22 protein-coding genes are annotated in these 23274 nt (G+C 46.2%); 10 read left to right on the top strand and 12 right to left on the bottom strand.

What is annotated here, in order from left to right; all coding sequences use genetic code 11:
- Window positions 1-29: 29 nt before the first annotated feature.
- Window positions 30-551 carry a DUF6790 family protein gene (locus AC0KH7_RS05180; RefSeq protein ID WP_472371333.1) on the bottom strand — a complete coding sequence of 174 codons (522 nt, stop codon included), beginning with the start codon at window positions 549-551 and terminating at the stop codon, window positions 30-32.
- A 413-nt stretch (window positions 552-964) separates the two neighbouring features.
- Between AC0KH7_RS05180 and AC0KH7_RS05175 the strand changes: the two genes are divergently transcribed.
- Genes AC0KH7_RS05175 through AC0KH7_RS05165 form a run of 3 tightly spaced genes read left to right on the top strand, consistent with a single transcriptional unit; the run spans window position 965 to window position 2704 of the window.
- Window positions 965-1324, top strand: coding sequence for a hypothetical protein (locus tag AC0KH7_RS05175; RefSeq protein ID WP_472371331.1), 360 nt, complete (start codon window positions 965-967; stop codon window positions 1322-1324).
- Between the two features lie 28 nt (window positions 1325-1352).
- Window positions 1353-2234, top strand: coding sequence for a hypothetical protein (locus AC0KH7_RS05170; protein WP_472371329.1), 882 nt, complete (start codon window positions 1353-1355; stop codon window positions 2232-2234).
- Window positions 2213-2704 (top strand): hypothetical protein, encoded by a 492-nt coding sequence (locus AC0KH7_RS05165; protein ID WP_472371327.1) that lies wholly within the window; start codon window positions 2213-2215, stop codon window positions 2702-2704. Before AC0KH7_RS05170 ends, AC0KH7_RS05165 begins: the two co-directional genes overlap by 22 nt.
- 207 nt (window positions 2705-2911) lie before the next feature.
- Here AC0KH7_RS05165 and nfsB read toward each other — a convergent pair whose 3' ends face one another.
- Complete coding sequence (nfsB, locus tag AC0KH7_RS05160; protein WP_472371325.1) at window positions 2912-3565, bottom strand: oxygen-insensitive NAD(P)H nitroreductase; 654 nt, start codon at window positions 3563-3565, stop codon at window positions 2912-2914.
- Between the two features lie 149 nt (window positions 3566-3714).
- On the opposite strand from nfsB, the gene AC0KH7_RS05155 reads away from it, so the two are divergent.
- From AC0KH7_RS05155 to AC0KH7_RS05145, 3 genes are all read left to right on the top strand, one after another.
- Window positions 3715-3951, top strand: a complete 237-nt coding sequence (locus AC0KH7_RS05155) for a DUF2470 domain-containing protein (protein WP_472371323.1) — start codon at window positions 3715-3717, stop codon at window positions 3949-3951.
- Between the two features lie 111 nt (window positions 3952-4062).
- The gene (locus AC0KH7_RS05150; protein ID WP_472371321.1) at window positions 4063-4404 is read left to right on the top strand and encodes a hypothetical protein; all 342 of its coding nucleotides are present in this window, start codon (window positions 4063-4065) and stop codon (window positions 4402-4404) included.
- Between the two features lie 257 nt (window positions 4405-4661).
- On the top strand, window positions 4662-5099 hold the full coding sequence (locus AC0KH7_RS05145; protein WP_472371319.1) for a host attachment protein: 438 nt from the start codon (window positions 4662-4664) through the stop codon (window positions 5097-5099).
- Between the two features lie 85 nt (window positions 5100-5184).
- Here the strand turns inward: AC0KH7_RS05145 and AC0KH7_RS05140 are convergent, their stop codons facing one another.
- On the bottom strand, window positions 5185-6003 hold the full coding sequence (locus AC0KH7_RS05140; RefSeq protein WP_472371317.1) for a hypothetical protein: 819 nt from the start codon (window positions 6001-6003) through the stop codon (window positions 5185-5187).
- A 242-nt stretch (window positions 6004-6245) separates the two neighbouring features.
- Between AC0KH7_RS05140 and AC0KH7_RS05135 the strand changes: the two genes are divergently transcribed.
- Together AC0KH7_RS05135 and AC0KH7_RS05130 are read left to right on the top strand one after the other, a co-directional pair.
- Window positions 6246-7322, top strand: coding sequence for an alkene reductase (locus AC0KH7_RS05135; protein ID WP_472371315.1), 1077 nt, complete (start codon window positions 6246-6248; stop codon window positions 7320-7322).
- A gap of 521 nt (window positions 7323-7843) precedes the next feature.
- Window positions 7844-9100 (top strand): ABC transporter substrate-binding protein, encoded by a 1257-nt coding sequence (locus AC0KH7_RS05130; RefSeq protein WP_472371313.1) that lies wholly within the window; start codon window positions 7844-7846, stop codon window positions 9098-9100.
- 152 nt (window positions 9101-9252) lie between these two features.
- On the opposite strand, the gene AC0KH7_RS05125 is transcribed toward AC0KH7_RS05130, so the two are convergent.
- From AC0KH7_RS05125 to AC0KH7_RS05090, 8 genes are all read right to left on the bottom strand, one after another.
- The gene (locus AC0KH7_RS05125; RefSeq protein ID WP_472371311.1) at window positions 9253-9732 is read right to left on the bottom strand and encodes a hypothetical protein; all 480 of its coding nucleotides are present in this window, start codon (window positions 9730-9732) and stop codon (window positions 9253-9255) included.
- 389 nt (window positions 9733-10121) lie between these two features.
- Window positions 10122-10475 carry a hypothetical protein gene (locus AC0KH7_RS05120; RefSeq protein WP_472371309.1) on the bottom strand — a complete coding sequence of 118 codons (354 nt, stop codon included), beginning with the start codon at window positions 10473-10475 and terminating at the stop codon, window positions 10122-10124.
- 56 nt (window positions 10476-10531) lie between these two features.
- A complete protein-coding gene (locus AC0KH7_RS05115; RefSeq protein WP_472371307.1) occupies window positions 10532-10744 on the bottom strand; it encodes a DUF3820 family protein in 213 nt (70 codons plus the stop codon).
- Window positions 10745-10801: 57 nt separating this feature from the next.
- Window positions 10802-11872, bottom strand: coding sequence for a hypothetical protein (locus AC0KH7_RS05110; protein ID WP_472371305.1), 1071 nt, complete (start codon window positions 11870-11872; stop codon window positions 10802-10804).
- Window positions 11873-12052: 180 nt separating this feature from the next.
- A complete protein-coding gene (gene lpdA, locus AC0KH7_RS05105) occupies window positions 12053-13834 on the bottom strand; it encodes a dihydrolipoyl dehydrogenase (protein ID WP_472371303.1) in 1782 nt (593 codons plus the stop codon).
- Between the two features lie 13 nt (window positions 13835-13847).
- Window positions 13848-15215, bottom strand: a complete 1368-nt coding sequence (aceF, locus tag AC0KH7_RS05100) for a dihydrolipoyllysine-residue acetyltransferase (RefSeq protein WP_472373788.1) — start codon at window positions 15213-15215, stop codon at window positions 13848-13850.
- A 50-nt stretch (window positions 15216-15265) separates the two neighbouring features.
- Entirely contained in the window at window positions 15266-17926 is a 2661-nt protein-coding gene (aceE, locus tag AC0KH7_RS05095) for a pyruvate dehydrogenase (acetyl-transferring), homodimeric type (protein WP_472371301.1), read from the bottom strand.
- A gap of 405 nt (window positions 17927-18331) precedes the next feature.
- Window positions 18332-18826 (bottom strand): RNA pyrophosphohydrolase, encoded by a 495-nt coding sequence (locus AC0KH7_RS05090; protein ID WP_472371299.1) that lies wholly within the window; start codon window positions 18824-18826, stop codon window positions 18332-18334.
- A 262-nt stretch (window positions 18827-19088) separates the two neighbouring features.
- Here AC0KH7_RS05090 and AC0KH7_RS05085 point away from each other — a divergent pair, with 262 nt between their 5' ends.
- Window positions 19089-19781: a histidinol-phosphatase gene (locus AC0KH7_RS05085; protein WP_472371297.1), complete on the top strand. Its 693-nt coding sequence runs from the start codon at window positions 19089-19091 to the stop codon at window positions 19779-19781.
- 244 nt (window positions 19782-20025) lie between these two features.
- Window positions 20026-21633 (top strand): GGDEF domain-containing protein, encoded by a 1608-nt coding sequence (locus tag AC0KH7_RS05080; RefSeq protein WP_472371296.1) that lies wholly within the window; start codon window positions 20026-20028, stop codon window positions 21631-21633.
- Window positions 21634-21715: 82 nt separating this feature from the next.
- On the opposite strand, the gene ffh is transcribed toward AC0KH7_RS05080, so the two are convergent.
- Window positions 21716-23095, bottom strand: coding sequence for a signal recognition particle protein (gene ffh, locus AC0KH7_RS05075; RefSeq protein WP_472371294.1), 1380 nt, complete (start codon window positions 23093-23095; stop codon window positions 21716-21718).
- Window positions 23096-23274: the final 179 nt, after the last annotated feature.

Raw genomic sequence — 23274 nt, 5'->3', positions numbered from 1 at the left:
TTCGATGCCCCATCAGACGAGACCAGCGCTTAGGCCGACTGCGATTTCATTACCCGATATTGCCAATACAACAAGCCATAGGCCACAACCGGCAGGAAAATATCCGTCCACAATACCACGCCCGCATTGCCCGGTGCGAAGTTATGGTGCGCGAGGATTTGATAGACATGGCCCCCCGCCGCGCCCCAAGTGAAAAACGCCGGGCCGGTAATCGCCGCCGCTCGAAACGACCAGCTTTGACGAAACGCCAACACGCCCACAATGCCGAAGCCCAAACTGGCAAACCCTACTTCGTACTGGAAGGGGCTGTTCGGCCAGCCGATGAAATGCGCTGCCATCTCCGCGAAAAACACATGAATCACAAAGTTGTATAAATAAGCGATGCCCACCGCAAACAGCATAAAATACGCAAACACCCGCTCCATCACTACCGCTTGGTTCAACGGTTGGGTTCGCGCATACAGCGCCAACGACACCGCCGCACTCAGTAACCCTAAAATAAAGGCCGTTAACGGGAAATTACTCAACGCCAATTTAATCAGTTCACCCATGTGATTCACCTGTCCCAATAAAAAAGTAAAATGGTTTCAAACCGTTTCAATGGATTATAGAAGAAATTGACGAACTGGAAGTAAGCAATCAAAAAAACAGCCAAAACTATCTCTTTCAAATTTAATACTCAATTAAATCTCATCCTAGATAAATTCTATGAAAGTGGAATTACCCCAGGTAGCCATAAGAACTATATTAATTTTATGCCTTTAGAAGGCAAAATAAGCTAGGTGACTTCAAACGTTAAATAGTTTTTTAAAACTTTAAAAAGTATTGACCCATCAACTAAAGCTACTCCAAAAATAATTTGAAAATAAGAATCCATTACATTAGTATTAACCAAAAATAATACTAAAAATTACTAACAAAATTACTTATAAATAAGAACTTCAATTCAAAACGAGGTGCAAACATGAAGAAAGCAATCGAAATTCCTGTTGAAGTAAAAAGTGGACAACGCAAAGAGCCATGTAAAAGAAGTAGACGATTTATATTAAAGGCAACTGCATTGCCTATTGCGCTAGGTGTTTTATCTCTTGTTCCATACAAACAGGCTAGAGCAGAAACTGATTGGGCAGAATTTGTTTATCAATTACGTATGTTATTCAAGGATGTAGAAGGCTGGTTTGTGGATGAACTAAAATGTACTTCAGAAAATGAGAATGGAGTTCCAACGTGCACCGAGTGTATCGATACTGCTCCCTCAATCCCGACTAGTGAACCTGAGGTAGCCGAAGATGTTTGTCCTGCTGGTGCTATCAATCGACGTTAAAACCAAATCAATTTCAAAATCATGACAAATGCGAAAAACGACACTTAGTAGCATAAAGGTGGTTATTTTTATCTTTGTTATTTTTATAATTTACAAGTTCATAAACAAAGAATATGAGTTTAACAGCATATTATTTTTTAAACCTGCTCCATCTGCCTTAGGCATAAGGCAAAACACAGAAAATAGCCATCTTGATATAAAACAAAATAAAATACTCCAACAATTGCCTAAAAAAAAGACAAGATCAAAACAACTTTATCAAGACATAAAAACTAACGACACAAAAAATTGTATCCAAATAGCTCAAAAAACATTTGATTCCTATTTATTTGCCATCCAACAAGCAAACATTAAAAATAACTGGGAACCATTTAATCAACTCCAACTTAGCGTAAAGGAAAACTCAAAATATTATTGTGCTCCCTCTGGTCGCAGGCTTTACCCCCTACAGATGGTCATTCGTAATATGCCCATGGAATTGTTCAAAAACATGCTATCAAAAGGCTACCCCTTTTCAGACCTACTTATACACTCTGCTGCTACAGACCTCAAAAAGTTACACATTCTAGTTCAATACGGTTACGCCATTAAAGATAATTATCAATTTGATTTAACAAGAAAAATTTCAACGCGCTATGGTACAGAAGGAATAGATTATTTAGCCAGTTTAGGATTTAACTTTGGAAACCAGAAATATAACGGAAAAGAAACCAACATTATCACCGAGATATTAATCAATGACTCCTATTTCTTAGGAAATAACATTGATATATATAATAAACTTATTAATCATGGTTCAATCCCAAACTGTGAGAGAATAAACGAATTACCTAAAGAAAATCAACAGATTGTAAACTCCCTCCTGACGGAGGCCAACTTGGATTATTTATGTCGCCCAACCATACAATAGGAATAACCGTCCAAAAAAAGTTACAACAATCTTTCTTATTTAACGTCGACAAAAGCCCATTAGTTTACATTTTAAAAACTGCAGCTTTAATTGTAGTCATAAACTATATACCAACCTTTTTAAAAAATATCTTATTTGAAGAAACCGCTAACGAAAGAACGGTAGATGTCATCGATATTGTATTAGCAACAACTATCGACCCCTTTATTGAAACGTTACTAATGATGCCTATCCTATTTCTTACCCAAAGATTCATGAACAACTTCCTTTCCATTGCACTGGTTAACGCAATATTTTGGGCATTTATCCATTCATTATTCATTTACTACTGGTGGGTAAGTGTGTTTATTCCATTTTTCATCTTCACATTATCTTTTCTCGTGTGGTCCAAGGTTTCCCGCATTCAAGCCCTATTCATCGTCACGGCTATTCATGGCATCTATAATGGGTTACAAACAATCGTGCATTGATACCAGCTCAACAAGTTATAACAAGCGCATACTGACGTGCTTGTTAAGAAATTAATGGCCAATTGTTTCGAATAGTAAATAACGCATATCAAACAAACTATATAGGCAAAACAGCCAAACAGGGCTTAGTAAATTACACTATTTCCCACCTTAGCCGTTTTTGAAGTATTTCGAGTTTGTTAGGCTTGTTGTTTAGTTTTTGAAATTTTACAGCAGCGTAAACAATTCGTCTTCGGAAAAACGCGATTTCGGCAACTGCGCATTGAAATCGTCTTCGGCATGGAAGCCCAGTGCCACCACCGCCACGGCCGTAAGCCCTTGGCTCGGTAACTCAAATTCCTGATTCAACACCTCCAAATCCACGCCTTCAATCGGCACCGCATCAATGCCCAACATGCCCGCGCCCAGCAACAGATTGCCGATATTCAAATACACCTGCTTTTCCGTCCAGCAAGCGACGTCGTCCCATTCCTTGCGATGTAAATCGGCATAGAAGCCGCGCACTTTCAGCGCCATCTCTTTGGCTTCCGGTTTCGGGAAACGGCCGTCGGCGTCTTCCTGATCCGTCACCTTCTGCAAATACGCATCGGAAATATCGGTTTTGGCGCAAAATAGCACCGCATGCGACGCATCCATAATTTTCGGATGATTCGCCGCATAAGCGCCTTCCGCGCCCTTCGCCAAACGCGCCTTGCCCTCCGCCGAACTCGCCAGCACAAAATGCCAAGGCTGCGAATTCACCGACGACGGGCTCAAGCGCAATAACGCCTTCACCTGCTCAAACTGCTCGTCGGCCAAACGTTTCGTCGGGTCGAATTTCTTGGTCGCGTAACGGGTATTTAGAATGTCATTTAAATTCATATTGTCTCTCATCATCGTACAAACCCGTCAAACTCCTCGGTGAGCCTTGGACGGGTTTTAAAGTTGTGTCGAATATTTTAATATGGATGGTCTGATAAACTACGGTTTATTATTCTAGGGCGACGACACTCTCAGAGCAAGGAGACACCATGAGCATCACCCCCGAAGAACTTGAGCGCATTATCGGCCACATGAATGACGACCACGGCAATGCCCTGGTGCGCTACGCCCACGCTTTTGCCAACCGCAACGACGTCACCGCCGCCAAAATGATCGACCTGACGGAAACGGAAATTGTACTGGCCCTGGAAAACGACGAAAGTCTTGCCATTCCCCTCTCCAGCCCGGTGCAAACCGCCAACAAACGTTTAAAAATTGGTCTATGACTGTTGTAAATATATACACATCAAAAATCTAGGTCGCGATTCTGGCACTGGATGTTGTATTAAAAATGGTTTTATGTGTTGGTCATATAGTTATTAACAAGGGAGGCAAACATGAAAAAGTTTTTAAATATTTCTACTTTCCTAATTTTTATTGGGATATTAACGGCATCGGTCACCCTACAGCCCGTTCCTAAAATCAGTACCACAACCATCGACAGCATCGAGTACCTTGAATATCAATGGTTTTTATCAATTGATGGATATTTCCAAAGAGACACTTCAATTTCTGAGAAAGAAGATATGTATAACCATCTTTTTGAAAAGAAAGTGATCTACTTTATTCTCATTAGTCTCTTAGTCATGTCTGCCCTACTAGCTGTTGTTTATTATTTACTAGGAAGGTTTTTTTATTATGCTTATTGCAAGTTCAGGGTGACAAACGTATTCACTTAATTGCTCAGCAGAAACCAGAATGTAATTAAGTGCAAAAAACCACCAGGCCTGGTGGTTTCTCAATCCTATTTTAATGAAGTCAAATTCAGCCGCCCTGGCCGCGGGCTTAACCCTTTAATCGGCCCCCCATCGAGCCCATTTCGGTGATGGTTAATATCATTTATATTGTGGTCTGACTCGATTTGATTAGAATAGAAAGCAGATGATTCTTTTAGCCTTTTTATTGTCTTATTCACACCAACTCAAAGGAGGTGATTATGAGCACCACGATCGGCTATGCTATCCTTGCGGACTTAGGAAGCATGAAAGTCTTTTCAGTCCAGCAAACAGAACAAAAAACCAACTCTTTACAGAACTATCAATCTATTGACAATATCGAAGGCCACGCCAAACTGTCTGAAATTTATAGCGACAAGGCCGGCGATTATTCCAATTCCGTGGCGGGCGGCCACAGCACCTTCGAAACCAAAAGCGGAATGGAACGGGAAACCCGCCTAATCGACAGCCTGGCGGAATTCATCAACCACTTCGCCAAACAGCATCCCGGCAAACTCTATGTTTCCATTTCCAAACCCATTCACGCTCAAATTAAAGACAACCTCAGTGATTCAACCCTGAACAAAATCAAAGTGTTTCTGGGTAAAGATCTGAACCGGCAAAACGTCGACAGCATCATGGGAGCGTTTGAACTTTAAAACGCCTGACATAAAAAAACCACCAGGCCTGGTGGTTTTTCAATATTTTTCAAAATGCCACAAAATCGACGGCAAGCGGATGCGCTTAACGCAACCACGCCAGTTTAAAGCTTTCACCCTTATAGACGTCTTGTGTTAACTGACACAAGCCCGCATTATCCATGACTTTATTCACGTGCGTAATCCACGCCGGGCGGGTGTTAAAACTTCTCGGTTGACCGCCAATACTTTTCACAAAACCTTTCGCCACCTGACAGTTCAATAACGCCGTTTTTCCGTCACGTTTCACCAGCTTGTCCATGTTCTCCGCCGCTTTCAAAAACACCGGCACTTTGGACTTGTCACTGATCCAACTGCTGGAAAAATCCCGCATTACATTTGCATACGCCCGCTTTAACGCTTGCGGATGATTTCTGAAATACAACAGATTATTGGCCGTTCCCGCATAAGGTTTCGGGCGATAATCTTTTTTCAAACTCGGCGGTCTTTTTTGCCAAACCACCTCATCTTTCGGCAGACGTTTCGCCTTGTCGATATCAATCATAATCTGATTGGTGACTCGATTTCTCGGCAAGGTCAACGGCGGTAACTCAGGCTCGCCCTTCCGCGCACCCAAGCTCATAATATTGCCGGTAATCTGCGCCACATAGCCTTGCCCATAACCGGACTCCCAACCCGCAATCGCCAATATCGCCGCCGGTGGAATATTATCTTTCAAACCGATTTTAACCGCCTCTTCCGCCGTTAAATCGTAAAACGTATGCACGTGTGCGTATTTGCGTAAAGAGTAATGAGGCGCATTCGATTTTTTAACGAGCGCCTGCTCGCTGGCGTGCGCATTAACCGAAAAGGTTTGAATGGAAAATACGCCAATAACAGACAAACTCAAGGCTAGGATTTTCATAAAGGTCTCTCATATCGTTTATGATATTTAACCTGAATGTATCCGTAATTTCCAAATAAAGTGCTCAAGCAATCAAATCTACCCCTTGAACGTTAATAGGATTTTAATGGGGTTTTAATACTTTACTGAACTGTGTTTTGCTCAAATGGCAAAAACGATTCGGTCAAATGGTTTTAGAATAGCTTAATCGAATTATCCGAATGATCGTCACCTATTTTCAGTCAACAATTAAGGAACAAACCATGTCCACAGATACCGCTGCGTTATTTCAGCCCGTTCAACTGGGCCACTTGACCTTAGCCAACCGTTTTATCATGGCACCTTTGACACGATGCCGTGCCATCGATCATTTACCGAACGACTTAATGGCGGAATACTACTCGCAAAGAGCCAGCGCCGGATTGATTATCAGCGAATGCACCATGGTCACCCTGCAGACGTCCGCGTTTGGTAATGACCCTGGCATTTACTCGCAAGCACAAATCGATGGCTGGAAAAAAACCACCGACGCGGTGCATCAAGCCGATGGCAAAATCTTTCTGCAAATCTGGCATGCCGGTCGTGCCGCCCACCCATTGCTCAACAACGGCAAAGAAGCCGTTAGTGCCAGCGCTCTGGCCATTGATGATGAAACCCACACGCCGGAAGGCAAAAAACCTTACACAGTGGCCCACGAACTGACCAAAGCCGAAATTGCCGAGATTGTGAATGACTTCCGTCAAGGCGCGGCCAATGCCATTGAAGCCGGGTTTGACGGCGTGGAAGTCCACGGTGCCAATGGCTATTTGATTGACCAATTCCTGCGAGACAGCGCCAATCAAAGAACCGATGAATACGGCGGTTCACTGGAAAATCGCGCCCGATTTTTGACCGAAATATTGCAAGCCGTGACCGACGAAATCGGCAGCGACAAGGTCGGGTTACGTTTATCCCCGCTCAACAGCTTTAACAGCATGAAAGACAGCGACCCGGTCAACTGGATGGCTTTCCTGGCCAAACACCTCAACTCATTCAACTTGGCTTATCTTCATGTCATGCGCGCGGACTTTTTCGGCCAACAACAAGCGGATATTCTTCCGGTCGCGCGGGAACATTTTCAAGGCCACTTAATGGTCAATATGGGTTACACCGCCAAAGAAGCCGCAGATGTGATTGAGCAAGGGCTGGCAGACTCGGTGGCCTTTGGCACCGGCTTCCTCGCCAACCCGGATTTACCGGCACGCATCAAAGCGGGCGCTGAATTGAATACTCCAGATCAAGATACCTTCTACACCAGTGATGAAAAAGGCTACACAGATTACCCGTTTATGAATGGCTAATCATCCATCACGGAATCAAAAAACCCGCTTATGCGGGTTTTGTTTTAAAAATAATCAGGCCTAGTTATTTCTTTTTCTTAGGTGGCACCAAGTCCGTAATCGTTATCTCCAGAATTTGTAACTAAAGATCAACAAATTGCACACCTTTGTTGTCAAATGTCACTTAATTAATAGCAAAAATTTTAGTAAAAACACTGCCTTTATCTGGCAACCTATTGAAAAGGTTATAAAAACCATAAATGGTATGTGTAATGTTATAACATTACATAATAACTAGGTATTCTCTAAGAGTTGTTCACAACACAAGCGATAAAAGGAAACTCTACCCAAGCAAGCCCATAACCGTTTATGAACAAAACATCCAAATAAATAGCGCCTAGTCGCCCTTTCAACTGAAAAACAGTTAACGGTAATTTTAACGTCCTAAATGCAAAGCCGCATGGCCAGACAACATTCAGAGAGGCCATCTCTCAACGCGGAGTGATGTGTAAGTTTTACTTTACTAATTTTTAGGAGTTTTTATGACTGACAACAAATTTGATTGGAATGATGATATCTCGGATTTCGATTATATGTTTAATGCTGAAAAAGGACGCCGTGAATTTATTTTGGATTCCATGGCCACCGCCGGTGGTTTAGCCGCGGCGATGAGTTTGCCGGGCAACGCGCTAGCGGATATAACACCTCCCAAGGATGAGGTGGTTAGAATTGGGTATTTACCGATTACCGATGCAACAGCGTTATTAGTGGCTCATGGCATGGGCTTTTTTGAAGAAGAAGGATTAAAAGCTGAAAAGCCGACATTAATCCGGGGCTGGTCTCCTTTAATTGAAGGCTTTGCCGCCGGTAAGTTTAATTTGGTTCATTTTTTAAAGCCCATTCCGGTTTGGATGCGATATAACAATAACTTTCCAGTCAAAATCACGGCCTGGGCGCACACCAACGGTTCCGGCATGGTGGTCGGAAAACACACCGGAATCACCGAATTTGAACAAATGGGCGGAAAACAAGTTGCCGTTCCATACTGGTATTCAATGCACAATGTTATTTTACAAATGGCCTTAAAAAATGCCGGCTTGGAACCGGTGATTCAGGCCCAACAAAAACCATTGAAACCCAACCAGGTGAACCTACAAATCATGCCACCGCCAGATATGCCCCCTGCCCTGGCGGCGAAAAAAATTGATGCCTATATTGTTGCAGAACCTTTTAATGCCGCGGGAGAAATGCTTGCCGGTGCGAAAATGTTGCGCTTCACAGGTGATATTTGGAAAAACCATCCATGTTGTGTTGTATGCATGCATGAAAAAGATACCAAAGAACGTCCGGAATGGTCTCAAAAGGTCACGAATGCGATTGTTCGTGCCGAACTATATGCGCAACAAAATAAAGAAGAGGTCGCAAAAATGCTTTCTCGTGAAGGCAAACGTTATTTGCCGATGAAGGCAGATGTCGTCCTGAAAGCCATGACGGATTATGATCCAAGCCATTATGAAACGCCCGATGCCATCAAGCATCCAGAATGGAGTGGTAAACGTATTGACTTTAACCCCTGGCCGTATCCATCAGCCACGAAACTGATTGTTGATGAATTGAAAACCACGTTGGTTAGCGGCGACAAGACATTTTTAAACAATTTAGACAGTGATTTTGTCACCAACGATTTGGTGGAATATGCCTATGTTAAACAAGCCATGGACAAATTCAATGGTTGGGATTTAATCAAAGATATGGACCCGGAACACCCGGAAACACGCCAAGAAGTCGTATCCATCTAACGGAAACCATTAATAAAATCAGAGCAACCAACGCCGGTCTAACAATAAGCCCGCATATAGCGGGCTTTTTCATGTACCCAAAATAACCAGGCCTGGTCGTTTTGAATATCGGCTAACGGAGTGCCAAATCAATCGAGCCTGACCCATTGGTTTTATTCACAGGTACCCCCTTCAGGGTAAGATGAAACACTACCGCTTCTGGCTGATGTGTAATCAATATAGGCCGACAACCTTTCCTGAGAGTTCGTTGTTAGGGCTTCCATTACCTCTATCATTTTGAAAGCTCCAGCCCTATCAGAACCATATACTTCTGTAGCGCAAACAATGGCTTTAAATTGGTCTGAGCTTGCTTGATCTAGAGCCTCAGTGTCAAATCTATCGACGGTAAGAACATTTTGAAAAGCCCGGGCAACCTGTCTCACTGCATCTCTTTTAGGTTCGGAATAATTGTCTAAAATGTACGAATCAATGTCATCTCTAACGCCATTGTTATCAGAATCCGTTCCAAGCAGTTCCCCTCTTGAATCAACAGAAGTGCCGTCTGAAACTTCCTGGTTCGAGATGCCCTGTTCAGAATCTCCGACACACCCTGATATGACAACACTGGAAAAAAGTATTAATAAATATCGCACAAAACACCTTCGATTAAATCGTTATGGTAAAGGCTGAGTTTCTGGCCACTTTTTTGATTCTCAACATACCGCTTTGCAAACTCCACTGGTGAGATACGGGCACGAAAGGTATGCCCACGTTTCGGATTGTAAAACATCTCGATGTCAGGAAACACTTCTCGTTTCACTCCTTGGTTGGGAGCGGCTATCATGTGCAACGATTCTCAGAGCATTCCATACGCCAATAAACACTATCTTTCTTTGCGAACCCAAATACACAAAACGACCAGGCCTGGTCGTTTTTAATATCGGCGAACGAAGCGCTAAATCAATCGAGCTGACCCCCATTGATTGAGCCTACATTGATTGAACTTTTTTCAATAACTTAAAAATTTTAAGTTCTGTCCTGATTATTCATCTTCGGCAAGCAAGGTAACGTTGGCTTCCCCATCAGGCTTATGAATGGTCAATCTGAGGGTGCATTGCTCAGGTTGTTCGCAAACAGGCGTCGGGTCGTCTGCGCAACAGTCACCTACCACAATACCGCTATAAAACACCAAAATGGTCAAAAACAAAGCTTGTTCGGTTTCCTCAGCTTTGAGCAGCATAAAACTGATGTCACTATCCGCCACACGACTGCTCACCGCCAACCCTTGTTGCAAAGGCAGTTGTGATCTATCTAACTGCTGCAATTCCATGTTTAAAACACGTTTAAAGTCGTCTTGGGTATTCCAGGCGCGGAGTAAGTTTGAAAAATTAATCATATATTCTTCATTCTAGTCGAAACACACGTGACAAGAGCACTCCCTACCTGGTAGATTTATGATTTTCTTAACGGATCAAGTAAGTGCTTTAAACCATTGTGATCCAACTCATGCATAAGCGCCAATAACTGCCCTAAATTACCCGATGGAAAGCCCTCACGCGCAAACCAATTCAGGTAATTTCCTGGCAAATCCGCAATAATCCGCCCTTTGTATTTTCCGTAAGGCATCGTGACTTCAACGAGTTTTTTTAGGTTCTCTGGATTCATAAGTTAAAGTATAAAAAAATCAATCGAGTCTGCCCCCTTTTGTTCTGCCCCCTTTAGTTATAAGTGCGAGACCAAACCAATTTTTTGTTCATATTCAGCAATAAAGCTATCAAGATTATTAAAAACCATTTGACTACGACTTTCCCTATCTTTAGAGGCATGAACTTGATCTGCTATCGTTTTGTAAAACTTGCATAAATCTGTAGCCTTTTCCTCATCCCAGTAAGGCGTAAAAAGCGCATCAAGCTCTTTAATAAAAAAGTGATTGGCTAGTTTATGCAGGGCTTTATCTCGTGTTGAAAATAACCAAACATCATGAGGTTCGTTACTTCGATAATTATTTTGCCATGTACGCAAATAAGTTAAATCCCAAGCGGCATTTTGAATCCCATCTTTTAACTTGACAGGGTTATCTGAGCCAATACCTTTTAGCATTCCAGATTCGCGAGAAGGGCTAAAATACATGGATACAAAATGAGTGACTACATTATTCAAAAGCATTTCTTTCTGCATCCATTGAATAAATGCTTTGATTTTTTCTTGTCCAGACAAACCATTAGTGCGCTCAATCTCCGCTACTTTCATTAAATACAAATAATTTAACTTCCAGTGATTCAGTTTTTTTGAAAATTCATCATCTGGCACCTCATTCACAATGGTCGGTCTTGGAATTCTTATAGCATCTCGCAAATTACTTCTTTGTCCCAATGCGATTTCTGCATAGATATCAGGTTCAACATTATCAGCCTTTCTAAAAAATTCTAATTCATCAAGTGCCTGCTGATGACTGGATTTTTGCGCTCTTTCATAAAGCGCAATATTAGGCTCAACCGGTATGCCGCTCAAAATAAAAAAATACATTAAGGCGCAAGCAATCTTATCATTGTCATGCCCCTGTATGTCTTGGTCGTTACCTAGCTTTACTAAGGTCGTAAAGACATTCAAATCAATCATCGCACCAACAAACACTCCCTCGTCACTTTGCGCACGAAGATAGGATAATATTTCATAAGGATCGGTCAACGTTGATGGGCTAGTGATAAAAGGTTTTACCTCATTGAGAATCGACTGGATTCCATCAAATAACTTTGGATCGGTTTGCACCTGAATCACTTCAAACTGCTCCATTTTCTAATCTCTCTAAACTTTGAAGCCACCCATTAAAATGAGCGTATTTTGCTCTTTTTTGATTCTGTCCAATATCACTGAAATCAAACTCCATTAAAATAATAGTATTTTAATTAATAAAAAACCCGCGACTTTTAAGGTGCGGGTTTTTATTAACAAAGAGAAGTTATCTATTTCAGATCACTTTTTCTTTTTAGGCGGCATCAAGTCCGTAATCGTACCTTCCGCCATTTCCGCGGCGAAACAGAGCGTTTCGCTGAGCGTTGGGTGCGGATGAATGGTGAGACCGATGTCTTGCATGTCGGCGCCCATTTCGATGGCGAGCATGGCTTCGGCGACCAGTTCACCGGCATTCGGGCCGACGATTCCGCAGCCTAACAGGCGATGCGTCTCGGCACAGAACAGAGCTTTGGTCATGCCTTCGTCACGGCCCAAGCTCAAGCTACGGCCAGACGCGGCCCAAGGGAAAGCGCCTTTTTCGTATTCGATGCCTTCGGCTTTCAACTCGTCTTCGGTTTTACCGGCCCAAGCGACTTCCGGGTCGGTATAGGCGACGGATGGAATGCCCATTGGCGTAAAGGCGCTTGGCATGCCGTTAATGACTTCCGCGGCCACTTTGCCTTCATGCACGGCTTTGTGGGCCAACATCGGTTGCCCGACGATATCGCCGATGGCGTAGATGTGGTCCACATTGGTTTTCTGGCGTTCGTCCACTTCGATAAAGCCCCTGTCGTTGACGACGACACCGGCTTTTTCGGCGTCAATCAACTTGCCGTTCGGTGCACGACCGACGGCGACCAGAATGCGGTCAAACGTATCGGTTTCCGGGCAGCCTTTGCCTTCGAAGGAAACGACCAAGCCTGCGTCCGTGGCTTCCACATTGGTGACCTTGGAACCGAGGTAGATGTTTTCGTATTTCTTTTTGATTTGCTTCAACAACGGGCGGACGATGTCTTTATCCGCGCCGGGAATGATGTTGTCGGCCAATTCCACAATGGTGACATTCGCTCCTAGAGAATCGTATACCTGCGCCATTTCCAGCCCGATAATACCGCCGCCGATGACCAACATGCGATTCGGCACTTCTTCCAGTTCCAACGCATCGGTGGAATCCATCACGCGCGGATCGTCATGCGGAATAAACGGCAGTTTCACCACGCGGGAACCGGCGGCGATAATGGCGTTTTCAAACGCGATGGTTTGGGTGCCGCCCTCGGCCAGTTCGACCGTGACGGTGTTGGCGGAGCTGAATTTGCCGTAACCTTGCACCACTTGCACATTACGCGCTTTGGCCAGGCCTGCCAAACCACCGGTCAACTTGCCGATCACGGAATCTTTGTAATCACGCATTTTGTTAAGGTCGATTTCCGGTTCGGCGAAGGTGATGCCGTGCGCGCCCATTTCGCGGGTTTCGTTCAACACCACGGACATGTGCAACAAGGCTTTGGATGGGATACAACCCACGTTCAAGCACACTCCACCGATGGAGGAATAACGCTCGATCATCACCACTTTTTTGCCCAAATCAGCGGCGCGGAAAGCGGCGGTATAACCGCCCGGGCCGGAGCCCAGCACCAAGACTCCGCACTGAATGTCGGCCTCCGGTAAGTCGCTGGCGACGACGGCCGCTGGCGCTTCCGGGGCTTTTTCTTCAGGGGTTTCGTCCGGATTTTCGTCTGGTGTAACGCTTTCTTCGACATTGGAAGAAACGGTTTCTTCGTCGGCGATTTCGATTTTCCCGACGACGGAACCTTCCTTAACCTTGTCTCCGACGTTGATATTGACTTCGGTCACCTTACCGGCGAACGGCGCCGGGATTTCCATGGTCGCTTTGTCGGATTCCAAAGTCAGCAAGGAATCGTCCTGAATGACTTCGTCCCCGGCGGCGACCAATACTTCAATGACGTCTACTTCAGCAAAATCACCGATATCGGGAATGAGAATATCCACTACTTTACTCATACATTTCTCCCAATTACAGAATCAACTGACGTAGATCGGTCAGGTATTGACCAACGGTGGTGGTGAAGCGCACGCCTTCCGCCCCGTCGATAACGCGATGGTCGTAAGACACGCTGAACGGCATCACCAGACGCGGTTCAAATTCTGCACCGTTCCAGACCGGTTGCATCCTGGCTTTAGACAAGCCCATGATGGCGACTTCCGGTGCATTGACGATTGGCGTGAATTGCGTGCCGCCGATGCCACCCAAGCTGGAGATGGTGAAACAGCCGCCGGACATATCCGCCGGGGTCAGTTTACCGTCACGTGCTTTGGCGGACAGTTCCATCAGGTCTTTGGACAAATCGAAGATACCTTTTTGATCAACATCGCGCACGACTGGAACGACCAAGCCGTTCGGCGTATCGACAGCGACACCGATGTTGTAATAATGCTTCTTGATAATGGACTGACCGTCCGGCGACAAGGAGGCGTTGAAGTTCGGGAATTCCTGCAAGGCTTTGACCACGGCTTTCATGACGAAAACCAGCGGCGTCAATTTGACACCGACTTTTTCGGCCTGCGCTTTCATGCTCTTACGGAAAGCATCCATTTCAGTGATGTCGCTTTCGTCAAATTGCGTGACGTGCGGCACATTCAACCAAGAGGTTTGCAGGAACTTGCCGGAGATTTTCTTGATGCGGCCCAGTTCGACGGTTTCGGTTTCGCCGAATTGGCTGAAATCGATTTCCGGAACGGATGGAATGCCCGCGCCGCCTTGTGGCTGGCCGGAAGCCGCGGTCGAACCTTGCATGACCGATTTGATCATGGCTTCGACGTCGTTTTGCTGGATGCGACCTTTTGGCCCGGTGCCGGTGACGGCATTCAGGTCCACGCCCAACTTACGCGCAAAGGCACGCACCGATGGCGACGCGTGATAAGCCGCGCCCATGGACTGAGCATTAACCGGCTTCGGCACGGACGGCACATTAGGCGCTGGTGCTTTGGTTTCTTGCGGTGCTGGCGCTGTTTTTTCGGCTTTTGGCGCTTTTTTAGCGGGTTCTTCTTTTTTCGCGTCGGCTTTCGGAGCTTCTTTAGGGGCTTCTTCCGCGGCCGCGTCATCGGCTTCGATGTCGAGAATGTAATCGCCTTCCGCGACACTGTCACCCACTTTAACCGTGACTTTGGTCACTTTACCGGACACCGGAGATGGAATTTCCATCGTGGCTTTGTCCGACTCCAACGTTACCAGAGAATCGTCAACCGCGACCACATCCCCTTCGGCAACCAATACTTCGATGACTTCGACGGAATCAAAATCACCTATATCCGGGATATTAATTTGCTGTGTAGCCATTATTCTATTCCTTTTTGGATTCGGCTCGCCTGTTGCGAACCGAATGTGAATTCTTTAGGCCGTTTTCACGACCCATGTCTTATCGACACGTGTAATCAAGCATGAACCGGGTAGGGTTTTTCACTATCAATCCCGTATTTCTCAATTGCTTTCTGAACAACGTCCGGCTTGATGCTGCCCGCATCGGCCAACGCTTTCAAAGATTCCACGACAACGTAGTAGCGGTCCACTTCGAAGAACTTACGCAGTTGTTCACGTGTATCGGAACGTCCGAAGCCGTCGGTCCCGAGTACATAGAATTCACCTGGAACATATTCGCGGATACGGTTTGGGTAATCGCGAATATAGTCGGTGGCCGCAATAAATGGTCCTTCCGAACCAGATAAAGTGGCTTCACAGTAAGACAGTTTTTGTGTCTCGGTTGGGTGCAACGCATTCCAGCGTGCGGTTTCAATACCGTCGCGACGCAACAGGTTGAAACTTGGAGCCGCCCAGATATCCGCGGCGACATCCCATTCGGATTCCAGCATTTCCGCCGCCGCAATAACTTCGCGGAAGATGGTGCCGGAGCCCATGAGTTGTACTTTGTTTTTGTGCTTCGCATCGGATTTTTTGAAGGAGTACAGCCCTTTCAGGATGCCTTCTTCCGATCCATCCGGCATGGCCGGGTGCGAGTAGTTTTCGTTCATACACGTGATGTAGTAGTAAACGTCTTCCTTATCATGGAACATACGACGAATACCGTCACGGATGATGACCGCCATTTCATAAGCGAATGTCGGGTCGTAGGAAATACAGTTCGGAACCTGGTCGAATTGAATCAGGTTATGACCGTCTTGGTGCTGCAAGCCTTCGCCTTCCAGCGTGGTACGACCGGCAGTTCCGCCCATCAGGAAACCACGTGCGCGGGAATCCCCGGCCGCCCACGCCAAGTCACCGATACGCTGATAACCGAACATGGAGTAGTAAATATAGAAAGGCACCATGCTCACACCGTAGTTGGCGTAAGCGGTGGCCGCTGCAATCCAGTTGGACATGGCACCGGCTTCGTTGATGCCTTCTTGGAACACCTGTCCGTTGGCCGTTTCCTTGTACCACATCAACTGGTCGGAATCCATTGGCTCATAAAGCTGTCCGGCCGGGTCATAAATACCCACCTGACGGAACAAACCTTCCATACCGAAAGTACGTGCTTCATCCGGAATAATCGGCACACAACGTGGCCCGATTTTCTTGTCACGCAACAGAATGGAGATGATGCGAACGAACGCCATGGTCGTGGACATTTCACGATCTTCGGTGCCTTCGGTCAGCATTTTAAACGCCGACAAATCAGGAACTGGCAATGGCTCGGCATGATCCTGACGCACAGGCAGTTCACCGCCCAGGAGTTCACGACGTTCTTTCATGTATTTGATGATATCGGAGTTTTCGTCCGGACGGTGGAACGGAATGTCTTTTTCCAGTTCTTCGTCGGAAACCGGCACCGAGAAACGGTCACGGAAATATTTCAAGCCGTCTAAGTCCAGTTTCTTTTGCTGGTGAGCGGTGTTGGCCGCTTCACCGTATTTGCCCATACCGTAACCTTTGATGGTTTTGGCCAAAATAACGGTTGGTTGTCCTTGGGTTTCGGTCGCGCGCTTGTAAGCGTTGTAAATCTTACGTGGCGAGTGGCCGCCGCGCGTCAGACGGAAGATTTCATCGTCGGTCATGTCTTTGACCAAATCAGCGGTTTCCGGGTATTTACCGAAGAAGTGTTCGCGTACGAAAGCACCGTCTTTAGCTTTGTAAGCCTGGTACTCACCGTCCACGACTTCGCCCATACGCTCAATCAGTTTACCGGTGGTGTCTTTGGCCAGCAAACGATCCCAGCCGGAGCCCCAGATGACTTTGATGACATTCCAGCCGGCACCACGGAAAACCCCTTCCAGTTCTTGAATGATTTTGTCATTGCCTCGAACCGGCCCGTCCAGACGCTGAAGGTTACAGTTGATGACGAAAATAAGGTTGTCCAGGTTTTCACGTTTCGCTAACTGCAAGGCACCACGGGATTCCGGTTCGTCCATTTCACCGTCACCCAGGAAAGCCCAGACTTTACGCCCTTGGGTTTCAGACAGGCCGCGTGCTTGCATGTATTTCATGAAACGGGCTTGGTAAATGGCCATCAAAGGCCCCAGGCCCATGGAAACGGTTGGGAACTGCCAGTAGTCCTGCATCAACCAAGGGTGAGGGTAAGACGATAAGCCGTTGCCGTCCACTTCCTGACGGAAGTTATGCAATTGATCCACATCCAAACGCCCTTCCATAAAGGAACGCGCATACATCCCCGGCGCGGTGTGCCCTTGGAAGAACACCATATCGGCACCTTGTTCGTGCTTCGGCCCTTTAAAGAAGTGGTTCATGCCCACTTCATAGAGTGTGCAACTGGACGCGTAAGAGGCGATATGCCCCCCAACGCTGGTGGATTTGTTGGCTCTGGCCACCATTGCCATCGCATTCCAACGCAATAAAGCGCGGAGCTTGCGTTCCAGGCCGACATCGCCCGGATAATTGCTCTGTTCTTCCGGTGCAATGGTGTTGATATAGGGGGTGTTTGCCGAATACGGAATATCAATTCCGTGGACACGGGCTTTTTCGATCAAGGAGCCAATAATATGTTGCGCCTTGTCGGAGCCTTCGAAAGAGACGACCGCCTCCAGTGCATCGATCCATTCTTGTGTTTCTTGTGGATCCTGATCAACGAACTTATCGTTCATAAAAATTAACCTCTTTGGTTGGTTCAAACCTGCTTCAGGGGCTGGGTTTTCCTGAAGCCACTCAGTAGAACGTAGTTCTTACGTCTACCGCCAACAAAATCCATTTTGGTTTCCAGCTACTTAGTATTTCCAAAACGTCTGAACTTTTCAGGCTTGGGGACATAGGTCACCCTGTGATGTAGTTATCACACTACACTCGTTCAAATTAAATGCGCTGGCATCATAACATTTTTTACCTAGTTTTCCTAACGAAGGATGCGCTTTAAGCGCCTTCTTGGCGGCAACCGACTGCGGAATGTCAGTAATATTTTGATTTAAATGCGAAACTGTTCAGAAAAATGTTCCCGGCACGGGAACAAATTAAAGGCGGGTCTGTCAATACAGAAAAGAAGAAAAAGAGAGAGATCAGACGTGTTCTTTGATCCAGAAAGTATTAAGGTGTTCTTCCAGCTCGGTTAAAGCGCGCTGGTAAACCGACTGTTTGAACTCCACCACATTCTGCACCGGTAGCCAATAGTCCACCCAGCTCCAGCCTTCAAATTCAGGCGTTTCATGGGTGTTCAAGTCAATTTTGTCTTCGTCACTCAACATTCCCAGCATAAACCAGATTTGCTTTTGTCCGATACACACCGGTTGACTGTAATGGCGAATCAAATGTTTTGGCAAATCATAAGACAACCAATCCTGCGTTCGGCCCAATACGCGGACATCCGAAGGCTCCAAGCCAACCTCTTCTTTCAGCTCGCGGAAAACGGCCTGTTGCGGTGTTTCATTTTCACGCACACCGCCTTGCGGAAACTGCCAAGCTTCCTGGTGCATACGCTTTCCCCAAAACAGCTTTCCTTCTTTATTTACGATTATGATACCCACATTTAAGCGGTATCCCTCTTCATCAATCACGGTTGACCCTTTGGTATTCTTTTTATTTTTCAATATTCAATAGTGTTAATTATTGCAAGAAAACGCCTTTTGTTTCAATCTCTTTTCGCAAAGCTTTGTCTCTAAAATGTCGAAAAGGTGTCCAAGCCCACTTCTCCAGACACGGTTTTCTTTGTTTTTGGGCGTCAGAACCCCGACCATTCCGGCAAATTAACTTCAGAAGAAACGCTGAAATAAGCTACAATGGCGCTTCTTTTTTAATTTAAATAAACTTAATGAAATTATGGCTTTAGCAATCTTTGACCTGGATCACACTTTAATTAATGGCGACAGTGACTACCTTTGGGGCCAATTTTTGATCGAAAAAGGCATCGTGGATAAAACCCACTACCAGACCCAAAACGACCAGTTCTACGAAGATTATAAAAACGGCACGCTTGATATCATGGCCTACCAACATTTTTCGTTGGCTCCCTTGTCCAAATACGATATGGAAACGCTGAATGCTTGGCACCGCGAATTCATGGACACCGTCATTCAGCCTATTTACCAACCTAAAGCCCAGTCACTGGTGGACGAACACCGCGCCAAAGGCGATACTTTACTGATTATTACGGCCACCAACAGTTTCGTCACCCGTCCGATTGCCGAACTTTACGGCATTGAAAACCTGATCGGCACCGACCCTGAAATGAAAAACAACCGTTATACCGGTAACGTGGCTGGTACGCCCTCTTTCCAAGAAGGCAAAGTCACGCGTTTGAACGAATGGTTGATTTGCAACCACCATGACTTATCCGGGAGTTACTTTTACTCCGATTCACGGAACGACATTCCATTGCTGGACATTGTGGAAAACCCAGTCGCCGTGGATTGTGATGAGACGCTGGCCGCTTATGCCCAAAAACGTAACTGGCCGATAATCAGCTTAAAAGAGAGCTTTGCTCGAGATAGTTACACGAGTAAAAATGGCTAAAATCCGTCTGATTTTTGTTGAAAAACTGGCTAATAGCTCGCTATTAGCTGCGTTTTCCGCCTCAATCAGCCAAATTTTCTCTCATTTTTTCTTCGCGTCCTACTCGTGCAAAGCTCTCTAAAAGATTAATCCCGCCCAGGCCAGGCCGGAAAAACCCAAACCGCCGCGCCGGTTCGGCGGTATAATAAAGACTATAAATTCAAAAAAACAACAATAAAACAACCGGTTGCACGTATATTTTCGTATGAAATCTCACCTCATCATTTCAAGACAAACCCGAGCTGAGCAAAACACTCTTCGGCGCATTCAACGGGGCCTGTTACTCGGCATGGCGGCGTTAATCGTCACCATCACAAGTTTGTCGTGGCATTATTACCAAAAAGATAAACAGGTTTTCATCCACTCTACCGAATCCATCTCGCCGTCCAAACTGGATGTCATTTTGGAAGAATTGGCTCACCTGGTCAGTGATGTGATTCAGGACACTTTATTCATCGCCAAAATGCACAAAGACTACCTGGAAAGCTCGCCCAGCCTGGCCATGTTGCAAACCAAGCGACTGCTGGAAAACATTTCCGCCATCAAACCCGTTTACGATCAACTGCGTATACTCAGCCCAAGCGGCATGGAGAAAATCCGCATCAACCAAACCCAAGAAGGCCCTTACGCCGTGCCGCCAAGCCAATTACAGGACAAACGGCATCGCTACTATTACCAGGAAGCCCTGGAAGTGCCGAAAGGCCACATTTACATCAGTCCGATCGACCTCAATATCGAGCATGGCCAAATCGAACGCCCATACAAACCCATGATGCGCTTTGCGACACCGGTTTACGACCACAACAACCAGATTACGTCCGTCGTCATCGTCAACTACCTGGCGCGGGAACTCATCAATGTTCTCAGTAAATACAGCCAAGGCAATGTCCAACTCATGCTGTTGAATCAAGCCGGTTACTGGATTAAAGCCCCACGCCCGGATTTGGAATGGGGTTTCATGTTCCCGGAACACAAAGACACCAAATTCAGCAAGTCCTTTCCGGACGTCTGGAAGGTGATATCCAGCCAAAAAAGTGGTCGTTTAGAGCATCCGGAAGGCATTTTCAATTTTGAGACCATTGATTTCGATAGCATCAAACGCGCCAATGACAAACTCAATCAAACCTTTTCGCTGTCCGCTTTCACGCCGGAATTCAATAACTGGAAACTGGTGACCTATCTACCCAAGGCCACTCTGGATGAAGCCATCGGTTCCATGCAGGTTCGCTATGTGTTAATTGCCGGGTTGTTAATCATCTTAAGCAGCATCAGCCTGTTTCTGCTGTATCAGAACGCCCTAAGCCGTTATAAACAGCGACAGGCCCTTTTATCTCAGGCTTATTTCGACCAGCTCACCGGCGCTTACAACCGTACGTCTTTGGACAATATCACCCAAGAAACCTTCACACATGACAAAGATGCCGCTTTCATCTTTATCGACTTGGACGAATTCAAACCCATCAACGATCAATATGGGCACCAGACTGGAGACGAAGTCTTGAAAATCAGCGTCAAGCGCGTCCAACACCTGCTGCGCGCCAATGACGTGCTGTTCCGTTTGGGAGGTGACGAGTTCGCCATCTTACTCAGCGGGCAAATGAACCGCGCCGACATTGAACACATTGTCCGCCGCATCGAAGAAGTGATCGAAAAGCCGATGCAAATCAAACAAAACCGAATTGAAGTACGCGCCAGTGTCGGTTACAGCTGTTATGGCGAAGACGGCCATGACGCAGACAGTTTGCTGAATGCCGCCGACGAAAAAATGTACGCCGTCAAACACGCTCGAAAACAGTCCAAACAAACCGACTAAACCCGGCGCAATGTTTCAGACATAAAAAAACCGCCAGGCCTGGCGGTTTTTTTATATTGGTGTCACAACTTCCGAAAAAGACTTAACGCATCCCCGGTGGCAACATTCCACCCATGCCCGGCGGCATTTTGCCTGCCATGCCGCGCATCATGTTTTTCATGCCGCCTTTGGAGACCTTTTTCATCATTTTCTGCATTTGCGTGAATTGCTTCATCAATTTATTGATGTCCTGCACCGACGTCCCCGACCCGGCCGCAATACGCTTTTTACGCGAGCCTTTGATAATCGCCGGATGAGCTCGTTCCTGCGGCGTCATGGAATAGATAATCGCTTCCAAGCGTTTGAAGTCCTTTTCCATCGCCTGATTATTCACTTGCTCTTTGATTTGCCCCATGCCCGGCAATTTCCCCATCAGGCCGCCAACGCCACCCATTTGGTTGATCTGCTGCAATTGTTCCAAGAAATCTTCCAAATCGAATTGACCGGATTTTTGAATTTTCTTGGCAAATTTGGCGGCTTTCTTTTGATCGATCTTGGTTTCGGCTTCTTCAATCAAGCTGAGCACGTCACCCATGCCCAGAATGCGCCCGGCCATACGATCCGGATGGAAAGGTTCCAACGCTTCGGTTTTTTCACCGGCCCCGATAAACTTAATGGGCTTGCCGGTGATTTCTCGAATCGACAAGGCCGCACCACCGCGGGCATCCCCGTCGGTTTTAGTCAAAATCACACCGGTCAACGGCAAGGCTTCATCAAACGCTTTCGCGGTATTCGCGGCATCCTGACCGGTCATGGCATCCACCACAAACAGGGTTTCCACCGGTTTAACCGCGGCGTGCAGGCGTTGAATTTCCTGCATCATGTCATCGTCAATATGCAAACGACCGGCGGTGTCGAGAATCAATACATCCACAAACTGTTTACGTGCTTCCGCTCGTGCATTATTGGCAATATCCACCGGATCCTGGTCGGCAGAAGACGGATAAAACACCACATCAATCTGTTCGGCCAGCGTTTCCAACTGCTTAATGGCGGCCGGGCGATAAACGTCCGCCGACACCACCATGACTTTTTTCTTTTCACGCTCTTTCAACCAGCGCGCCAACTTGCCGACCGAGGTGGTTTTACCCGCCCCTTGCAAACCGGCCATCATAATGACCGCTGGCGGTTCGACATTGAAATTCAGGGGCGCCGCTTCTTGGCCCATCACGTCGGTTAACTGCTCGCGTACAATCTTGATAAACGCTTGGCCCGGATTCAAGCTGGTGGACACTTCCTGACCGATGGCTCTTTCCTGCACCTTGTCAATGAAGGTTTTCACCACTGGCAAGGCCACATCCGCTTCCAACAAGGCCCGGCGAACATCGCGCAAAGCGTCTTTGATATTGGATTCCGTTAAACGTCCTTGACCGGTAATCGCTTTAAACGATTTGGACAGACGATCCGATAGATTATCAAACATAGTTTTTCCCTATACGAATTCGTGGCAACTGACTTCCATTTCGCCCACCGGTAAAGGTTGAAAGCGGCGGGCTTTAAGGAATTATGCTGAATTTCGTTTCATTTAATTCTGATTTTCGATATTATACGGCTTTAGTCACCAAATATCTAAGATAGCACGGGATTTTCATTGGATTTTTT

It is taken from the genome of Hydrogenovibrio sp. (assembly GCF_965140365.1).
Lineage (GTDB): Bacteria > Pseudomonadota > Gammaproteobacteria > Thiomicrospirales > Thiomicrospiraceae > Hydrogenovibrio.
This window is presented reverse-complemented; position numbering and strand designations above follow the sequence as displayed.

Coding starts and splice junctions, on each gene's coding strand:
- AC0KH7_RS05180 (WP_472371333.1), bottom strand. CDS start 551: ATGGGTGAACTGATTAAATTGGCGTTGAGTAATTTCCCGTTAACGGCC.
- AC0KH7_RS05175 (WP_472371331.1), top strand. CDS start 965: ATGAAGAAAGCAATCGAAATTCCTGTTGAAGTAAAAAGTGGACAACGC.
- AC0KH7_RS05170 (WP_472371329.1), top strand. CDS start 1,353: ATGCGAAAAACGACACTTAGTAGCATAAAGGTGGTTATTTTTATCTTT.
- AC0KH7_RS05165 (WP_472371327.1), top strand. CDS start 2,213: ATGTCGCCCAACCATACAATAGGAATAACCGTCCAAAAAAAGTTACAA.
- nfsB (WP_472371325.1), bottom strand. CDS start 3,565: ATGAATTTAAATGACATTCTAAATACCCGTTACGCGACCAAGAAATTC.
- AC0KH7_RS05155 (WP_472371323.1), top strand. CDS start 3,715: ATGAGCATCACCCCCGAAGAACTTGAGCGCATTATCGGCCACATGAAT.
- AC0KH7_RS05150 (WP_472371321.1), top strand. CDS start 4,063: ATGAAAAAGTTTTTAAATATTTCTACTTTCCTAATTTTTATTGGGATA.
- AC0KH7_RS05145 (WP_472371319.1), top strand. CDS start 4,662: ATGAGCACCACGATCGGCTATGCTATCCTTGCGGACTTAGGAAGCATG.
- AC0KH7_RS05140 (WP_472371317.1), bottom strand. CDS start 6,003: ATGAAAATCCTAGCCTTGAGTTTGTCTGTTATTGGCGTATTTTCCATT.
- AC0KH7_RS05135 (WP_472371315.1), top strand. CDS start 6,246: ATGTCCACAGATACCGCTGCGTTATTTCAGCCCGTTCAACTGGGCCAC.
- AC0KH7_RS05130 (WP_472371313.1), top strand. CDS start 7,844: ATGACTGACAACAAATTTGATTGGAATGATGATATCTCGGATTTCGAT.
- AC0KH7_RS05120 (WP_472371309.1), bottom strand. CDS start 10,475: ATGATTAATTTTTCAAACTTACTCCGCGCCTGGAATACCCAAGACGAC.
- AC0KH7_RS05115 (WP_472371307.1), bottom strand. CDS start 10,744: ATGAATCCAGAGAACCTAAAAAAACTCGTTGAAGTCACGATGCCTTAC.
- AC0KH7_RS05110 (WP_472371305.1), bottom strand. CDS start 11,872: ATGGAGCAGTTTGAAGTGATTCAGGTGCAAACCGATCCAAAGTTATTT.
- lpdA (WP_472371303.1), bottom strand. CDS start 13,834: ATGAGTAAAGTAGTGGATATTCTCATTCCCGATATCGGTGATTTTGCT.
- aceE (WP_472371301.1), bottom strand. CDS start 17,926: ATGAACGATAAGTTCGTTGATCAGGATCCACAAGAAACACAAGAATGG.
- AC0KH7_RS05085 (WP_472371297.1), top strand. CDS start 19,089: ATGGCTTTAGCAATCTTTGACCTGGATCACACTTTAATTAATGGCGAC.
- AC0KH7_RS05080 (WP_472371296.1), top strand. CDS start 20,026: ATGAAATCTCACCTCATCATTTCAAGACAAACCCGAGCTGAGCAAAAC.
- ffh (WP_472371294.1), bottom strand. CDS start 23,095: ATGTTTGATAATCTATCGGATCGTCTGTCCAAATCGTTTAAAGCGATT.